The following is a 6,865-nucleotide window of genomic DNA, read 5'->3' as shown; positions in this document are numbered from 1 at the left end:
CCGGTTTCCTGAGTGAAGCCTTCAACCCAGGCCTTGGTCAGGCCTTCGTGCTGCGCGTTGTAAACCACGATGCCGACGCCATCGGCTGCATACACCCAACGGCAAGGCCGTTGGCGTAGCGCAGATCGATGCGCGCAATGTTCGTAATCTGCTCTTTGAGCGTTTTTTCATAGATGGCAATGAAGCGGCGCATCTTTTCCACCAGGTTGCCGCGTCCCAGCAGCAGTTCGATTCCCGGGCCGGCACTGCCGGGACCGGTGGTCAGGAACCAGCTGCCGCGTTCACGCAGCTCCAGGCGTGTAATCGAGAAACCCAGAGGCCGGAGCATCTGACTCAACACCTGGTATTGCTGCATCACTTGCTGCTGGGCCCGCTGCGGACCGAACAGCTGTGGCAAGTGTTCATAATTGGCCAGTTCCCGCGGCGTAAAGGCCTGGCCCTGGTTGTTCAACAACGACTCGTCGCCCCAGCGGGCCACCGGCAATTGTTCTTCCAGACGAATCACGACTTGATCCGGCCATACCCTGCGCACTTCGGCGTGAGCAATCCATGGCATCTGCTCCAGCTCGCTGCGCATGCTCGCAAGGTCAATGGTGAAGAAGCTCGATGCCACGTAAGGCGCAATCCGCTGCTGCACCGCTTGCTGGCTGATGTAACTCAGGTCGCCCTGCACGTTGATCTTGGTGATCGGCCGATCGGCGTACGGCAGCAATCGCTGTGCGCCTTCATAGGTACCGAACCCCAGCGCAACCAGCAGCACCGGCCAGAACAGGCTCTTGAGAAAGCCGAAATTGGCTTTCGGCAGGCGCGCGGACATCGGCTCTTTGGCCACCATTCGGCTGGCACCCCGCGGCACCGGCTTGCGGCCGGTTGCGGGTGGCTGATGACGTAGCTGTGCGCCTTGCATGGTCTTAACCTCGCGGCTCTACTTTGCGGGCAGCGTTGCCGACAACGCTCTCGGCCAGAATGGCCAGAACCAGTTGCTGAAAATCCAGGCCGGCAGCACGGGCAGCCATCGGAACCAGGCTGTGATCGGTCATGCCCGGTGCCGTGTTGACTTCCAGGAACCAGAACTGTCCGTCAGCGTCCTGCATCACGTCCGCCCTGCCCCAACCGGCAATACCCAGCGCCTCACAGGCTTTTGCCGTGAGGTCCATGAGTTCCTTTTCCTTGTTGCTGTCCAGGCCGCATGGAATGCGGTATTGGGTATCGTTGGCCAGGTACTTGGCGTCGTAGTCGTAAAAGCTGTGGGGCGTGCCCAGGGCAATCGGTGGCAACACCTGGTCACGCAGCGTGGCGATGGTGAACTCCGGACCTTGAATCCATTGCTCGACCAACACTTGCGAATCGTAGGTACTGGCCGCCTTCCATGCGTCGATCAATTCAGACGCGGAAGTCACTTTGGCCATCCCGATACTTGAACCTTCATGGGCCGGTTTGACGATCAAAGGCATGCCCAGTTCCGCTGCCGCAGAAATACAATCGGCCTCGCTGCTCAATACCGCGTGACGCGGCGTCGGGATACCGAGGCTGTGCCAGACCTGCTTGGTGCGCAGCTTGTCCATAGCCAGCGCAGAGGCGAGGATGCCGCTGCCGGTGTAAGGAATGCCCAGGCATTCGAGCAAGCCCTGCATGCTGCCGTCTTCACCGCCACGACCGTGGAGAATGATGAAGGCGCGGTCGATTTTTTCGCTTTGCAGACGCTGCAGAAGGTCATCGCCCACATCGAGACCGAACGCGTCCACGCCTGCGCTTTGCAGCGCATCGAGAACGGCGTTGCCCGACTTCAGCGACACTTCGCGCTCGGCACTCTTGCCGCCGAACAGCACGGCGACACGGCCGAAGTCCTTCGGCGCGATAGTGGAGACGAGATTGGCGTAAGCAGCAGTCATTTCAACTTCCCCTCGACCGGCGCGACCACGGCTCCGGCGAACAACTCACTTTTCAACAGTTTCGGTGCGAGACCGCCGATATCCCCGGCGCCCTGGCACAGCAAAATATCCCCGGCACGCAGCAACGGCTTGACCACCGGCGCCAGGTCGACGCCACGATCGATGTAGATCGGGTCGAGCTGACCGCGCTGACGAATGCTGTTGCACAGCTTGCGGCTGTCGGCACCCGGAATCGGCTCTTCGCCGGCCGGATAGACTTCCATCAGCAGCAACACGTTGGCGTCCGCCAGAACATTCACGAAATCGTCGTACAGGTCGCGGGTACGGCTGTAGCGGTGCGGCTGGTAAACCATGACCAGGCGACGCTCCGGCCAACCACCGCGTACGGCCTTGATCACCGCCGCGACTTCGGTCGGGTGGTGGCCGTAGTCGTCGACCAGCATTACGTTGCCGCCTTCTACGGGCAGTTCACCGTAGACCTGGAAGCGTCGGCCCACGCCCTGGAACCCGGACAGGCCCTGGACGATGGCCTCGTCGCTGACGCCTTCGTCAGAGGCAATGCAAATGGTGGCCAATGCATTGAGCACGTTGTGGTTGCCCGGCATGTTCACCGAGACATCCAGAGGCTCGCGATCGGGGCGCAATACGGTGAAGAAGGTTTGCATGCCTTGCTGGCGCACATTGATGGCACGCACGTCGCAGTCTTCGCCGAATCCGTAGGTGACGGTCGGACGCTTGACCTGCGGCAGGATTTCACGCACCACAGGATCATCCAGGCACACCACTGCCAGGCCGTAGAACGGCAGGTTGTGGAGAAACTCGACGAAGGTTTTCTTCAGCTTGTTGAAGTCACCGTCATAGGTCGCCATGTGGTCGGCGTCGATGTTGGTGACCACGGCCACCAGCGGCTGCAGGTGCAGGAAGCTGGCATCGCTTTCATCGGCTTCGGCGATCAGGTAGCGGCTGGTGCCCAGCTGGGCGTTGGTCCCCGCCGCATTCAGGCGGCCACCGATCACAAAAGTCGGGTCCAGGCCACCGGCGGCGAACACCGATGCAATCAGGCTGGTCGTGGTGGTTTTGCCGTGGGTACCGGCGACGGCGATGCCGTGACGATAGCGCATCAGCTCGGCGAGCATTTCCGCACGCGGCACCACGGGAATACGACGCTCCAGTGCGGTGGCGACTTCCGGGTTGGACGTGTTCACGGCACTGGATACCACCAGTACGTCGGCAGCGGCGGCGTTTTCGGCACGGTGGCCGATGAAGATTTGTGCGCCGAAAGACTCCAGGCGCTCGGTGACCGGCGAAGCCTTGAGGTCGGAACCGGACACTTCATAGCCCAGGTTCAACAACACTTCGGCAATCCCGCACATGCCCACACCGCCGATGCCGACGAAGTGAATACGACGGATGCGGCGCATTTCCGGTTGCGGCATGGCTTTCTGATTCTCAACCATGGGCCACCTCCAGGCAGGTATCGACGACGTTACGGGTAGCATCGGGTTTGGCCAGGCGGCGGGCCGCGGTGGCCATATCGTTGAGTCGTTGCGGTTGCATCAGGACCTCTGTCAGGCGAGCGGCAAGATCCGCTGCGCCAGTCGTTCTTTGCGGCATCAGGAAGGCTGCGCCTTCACGGGCCAAATAATCGGCATTGCGGGTCTGGTGATCGTCGATGGCATGGGGCAAGGGCACCAGCATCGAGGGCAGACCGGCGGCAGCCAGTTCGCTGATGGTCAGCGCGCCTGCGCGACATACCACCAGGTCGGCCCAACCATAGGCTTGGGCCATGTCTTTGATGAACGGCTGCACCTGCGCCTCGACGCCGGCGGCGCGATAACGCTCTGCAGTCACTTCATCGTGGTTTTTGCCGGCCTGATGGAACACGTCCGGGCGCAGGTCGACGGCGACTTGCGACAGGGCTTCAGGCAGCAACTTGTTCAACGGCTCTGCGCCCAGGCTTCCGCCCAGGATCAGCAAACGCGCCTTGCGGCCGGACAGTGCCGGACGCGGTGTTTCGAGGAACAGCTCGGTGCGCACCGGGTTACCGGTGGTCCGACGGCTGCTCGACAGGGTAAAGGTGTCGGGGAACGCTTCACAGACCCGGGCGGCCAACGGCACCAGCAACCGATTGGCGGTACCGGCCACGGCGTTTTGCTCATGAACGATCACCGGCACTCCGGCCAGTTTGGCGGCAACGCCACCAGGACCGGTCACAAAACCTCCGAATCCGACGACGCAGACCGGTTGCAGCCGACGAATGATCGAGCGCGCCTGCCAGACCGATTTGAGCAACATGTACGGTGCCTTGAGCAGGGACAACTTGCCCTTGCCCCGCAAACCGCTGGCGTTGATCCGGTGCAGTTCGATGCCGGCCGCCGGGACCAGGTCGTTCTCGATGCCTCGCGGCGTACCGAGCCAGTGCACGGTGTAGCCGCGGGACTGAAACTCGCGGGCACAGGCCAGCGCCGGGAACACATGGCCACCGGTACCGCCGGCCATGATCAATACGTTAGCGCCCATGGTTCGGCTCCTCGGCGAAGTCGCTCTCATGGAATTCCATCTCTTCGCTGCCCAGGTGGGTACGACTTTCCCACTCGATGCGCAGCAACAGACCGAGACAGGCGCAGCAGATCACCAGCGAACTGCCGCCATAACTGAGGAATGGCAAAGTCAGCCCCTTGGTTGGCAACAGGCCGACGTTCACCCCGATGTTGATCAGGAACTGACCGATCCACAGGAACGACAATCCATAGGCGACGTAGGCAGCAAAGAACTGCTTGGCCTTCTCGGCCCACAAACCGATGTACATGCCGCGAATACAGACAAAGACGAACAGCGCCACGGTGCACAGGGAACCCACGGCGCCCAGCTCTTCGGCCAGAACCGAAAACACGAAGTCGGTGTGGGCTTCGGGCAGGTAGAACTGCTTCTGCACGCTGTTGCCCAGGCCGACGCCCAGCCATTCGCCACGACCGAACGCGATCAGCGCCTGGGACAATTGATAGCCGGCGCCGAACTGATCGGCCCATGGGTCGGCGAAGTTGGTCAGACGCGCCATACGGTACGGCTGCATCTGGATCAGCAGCACCACCGCCGCCACCGCCAGGACCACCATCAAGGAAAAACGGAACAACCCGACGCCGCCGAGAAACAGCATCGCCGCGGCCGCGCCCATCATCACGACGGTGGCGCCGAAGTCCGGTTCCATCAGCAACAGGCCCGCCATCGGCAGCAGCACGATGAACGGCTTGAAGAAGCCCATCCAGCTTTCGCGCACTTCCTTCTGGCGACGCACCAGGTACCCGGACAGGTAAATCACCACGAATACCTTGGCGATTTCCGAAGGCTGCACGTTGAAGAAGCTGAAGCCGATCCAGCGCATCGAGCCGTTCACTTCACGACCGATCCCCGGAACGATCACCATCACCAACAGGCCGAACGCGCCGATCAGCATCATCCAGCCCATGCGTTGCCACGTGGCGATCGGAATCATCATGGTGACCACGCAGGCACCCAGGCCCAGCACGACATAGATCAGGTGGCGAATCATGTAGTACAGCGGACTGCCCGACTGCACCGCCGCGACCTCGGTCGATGCCGAGGCAATCATGATCAAGCCCAGGCCGAGCAATGCCAGGCAACCGGCGAGCATCGGAAAATCGAGGTCGATTCCGCGCCCGGTAATCAGCGGCGATGGATACGGCTTGACGATGTTTCGCAGGCTCATGCCAGATCCTCCACGGCGCGGACGAACTGGTGACCACGGTCTTCGTAGTTCTTGAACATGTCGAAACTGGCACAGGCCGGCGACAGCAGAACCACATCACCCGGCTGCGCGGCGGCGCAGCACTGCTCCACGGCTTCGACCAGGGAACCTGCACGGATCAGCGGCACGGCGTCGCCGATGGCCTCGCCAATCTTGTCGGAGTCGCGCCCCATCAGGATCACGGCACGGCAGTTGGCCGCCACCGGGTCACGCAGATCCTTGAACTCGGCCCCTTTGCCGTCGCCACCGGCGATCAGCACGATCTTGCCGTCGATGTCCGCGCCCAGGCCTTCGATGGCCGCCAGGGCGGCGCCGACGTTGGTGGCCTTGGAGTCGTTGTAGTAGCCCACGCCGTGCAGATCGCGCACCCACTGACAACGGTGCTCGAGGCCGGCGAAATTGCGCAGGGCCGAAAGCATCGCGTCGAACGGCAGACCGACGGCATGACCCAGCGCCAATGCCGCCAGTGCGTTGGACTGGTTATGGGCACCGCGGATTTTCAGTTCGCGCACCGGCATCAGGTTCTGGAACTCGAACGCCAGGTATTTTTCGCCCTCTTCTTCACGCAGGCCGAACGCCTTGAAATCCGGTTTGGTCAGGCCGAAGGTCCAGCATGGCTGACCCTCGCCCATCAACGGACGGCTCAGGGCATCCTGGCGGTTGACCACGAACTGCCTGGCCCCACGGAAAATCCGGTGCTTGGCCAGGTGATAGGCCGGCAGACCGCTGTAGCGGTCCATGTGGTCTTCGCTGATATTGAGCACGGTCGCCACTTCGGCGTTGAGCTGGTCGGTGGTTTCAAGCTGGAAGCTCGACAGTTCCATCACGTACAGCTCGACGTCGTCACTGAGCAGATCCAGTGCCGGAGTACCGAGGTTGCCGCCGACGGCGACACGCTTGCCGGCCGCAGCCGCCATCTCGCCGACCAGGGTGGTTACGGTGCTTTTCGCATTCGAGCCGCTGATGGCCACGATCGGCGCCTTCGCGTTACGCGCGAACAGCTCGATGTCACCGGACAGTCTCACGCCACGGGCAGCAGCGGCCTGCAGGGCCGGGGTCGCCAGCGCCAGGCCGGGGCTGACATAGAGCTCGTCGGCACGGCACAGGAACTCGACGCCCCACCAGCCCGGCGGGCGGCCGATCGGTGATGCGGATCGCCAGATCGACGTGATCATCGATCAAGTCCACCTGGCGATCCTCAAGCAAC

5 protein-coding genes and 2 pseudogenes are annotated in these 6,865 nt (G+C 62.3%); all 7 read right to left on the bottom strand.

What is annotated here, in order from left to right:
* Window positions 1-37 precede the first annotated feature (37 nt).
* The gene (locus ACQKP2_RS31115) at window positions 38-907 is read right to left on the bottom strand and encodes a cell division protein FtsQ/DivIB (protein ID WP_427582136.1); all 870 of its coding nucleotides are present in this window, start codon (window positions 905-907) and stop codon (window positions 38-40) included.
* Between the two features lie 4 nt (window positions 908-911).
* The gene (locus ACQKP2_RS31110) at window positions 912-1,892 is read right to left on the bottom strand and encodes a D-alanine--D-alanine ligase (protein WP_427582135.1); all 981 of its coding nucleotides are present in this window, start codon (window positions 1,890-1,892) and stop codon (window positions 912-914) included.
* Window positions 1,889-3,349: a UDP-N-acetylmuramate--L-alanine ligase gene (gene murC / locus ACQKP2_RS31105; RefSeq protein WP_427582134.1), complete on the bottom strand. Its 1,461-nt coding sequence runs from the start codon at window positions 3,347-3,349 to the stop codon at window positions 1,889-1,891. Before murC ends, ACQKP2_RS31110 begins: the two co-directional genes overlap by 4 nt.
* Entirely contained in the window at window positions 3,342-4,412 is a 1,071-nt protein-coding gene (gene murG / locus ACQKP2_RS31100; RefSeq protein WP_427582133.1) for an undecaprenyldiphospho-muramoylpentapeptide beta-N-acetylglucosaminyltransferase, read from the bottom strand. Before murG ends, murC begins: the two co-directional genes overlap by 8 nt.
* Window positions 4,402-5,619 carry a putative lipid II flippase FtsW gene (gene ftsW, locus ACQKP2_RS31095; RefSeq protein WP_427582132.1) on the bottom strand — a complete coding sequence of 406 codons (1,218 nt, stop codon included), beginning with the start codon at window positions 5,617-5,619 and terminating at the stop codon, window positions 4,402-4,404. The genes murG and ftsW overlap by 11 nt, the downstream gene beginning before the upstream one ends.
* Window positions 5,616-6,770: pseudogene (gene murD, locus ACQKP2_RS31090) on the bottom strand (UDP-N-acetylmuramoyl-L-alanine--D-glutamate ligase); the annotation flags it as partial. The pseudogene murD and the gene ftsW, both read right to left, overlap by 4 nt.
* A pseudogene (locus ACQKP2_RS31085) lies at window positions 6,766-6,865 on the bottom strand (transcriptional regulator); the annotation flags it as partial. The pseudogenes ACQKP2_RS31085 and murD, both read right to left, overlap by 5 nt.

The sequence above is a fragment of the Pseudomonas sp. NPDC089569 genome (assembly GCF_050280625.1).
Classification (GTDB): Bacteria; Pseudomonadota; Gammaproteobacteria; order Pseudomonadales; family Pseudomonadaceae; genus Aquipseudomonas.
Note: the sequence above shows the minus strand (reverse complement) of the source record. Positions and strands in the feature narration are given on the sequence as shown.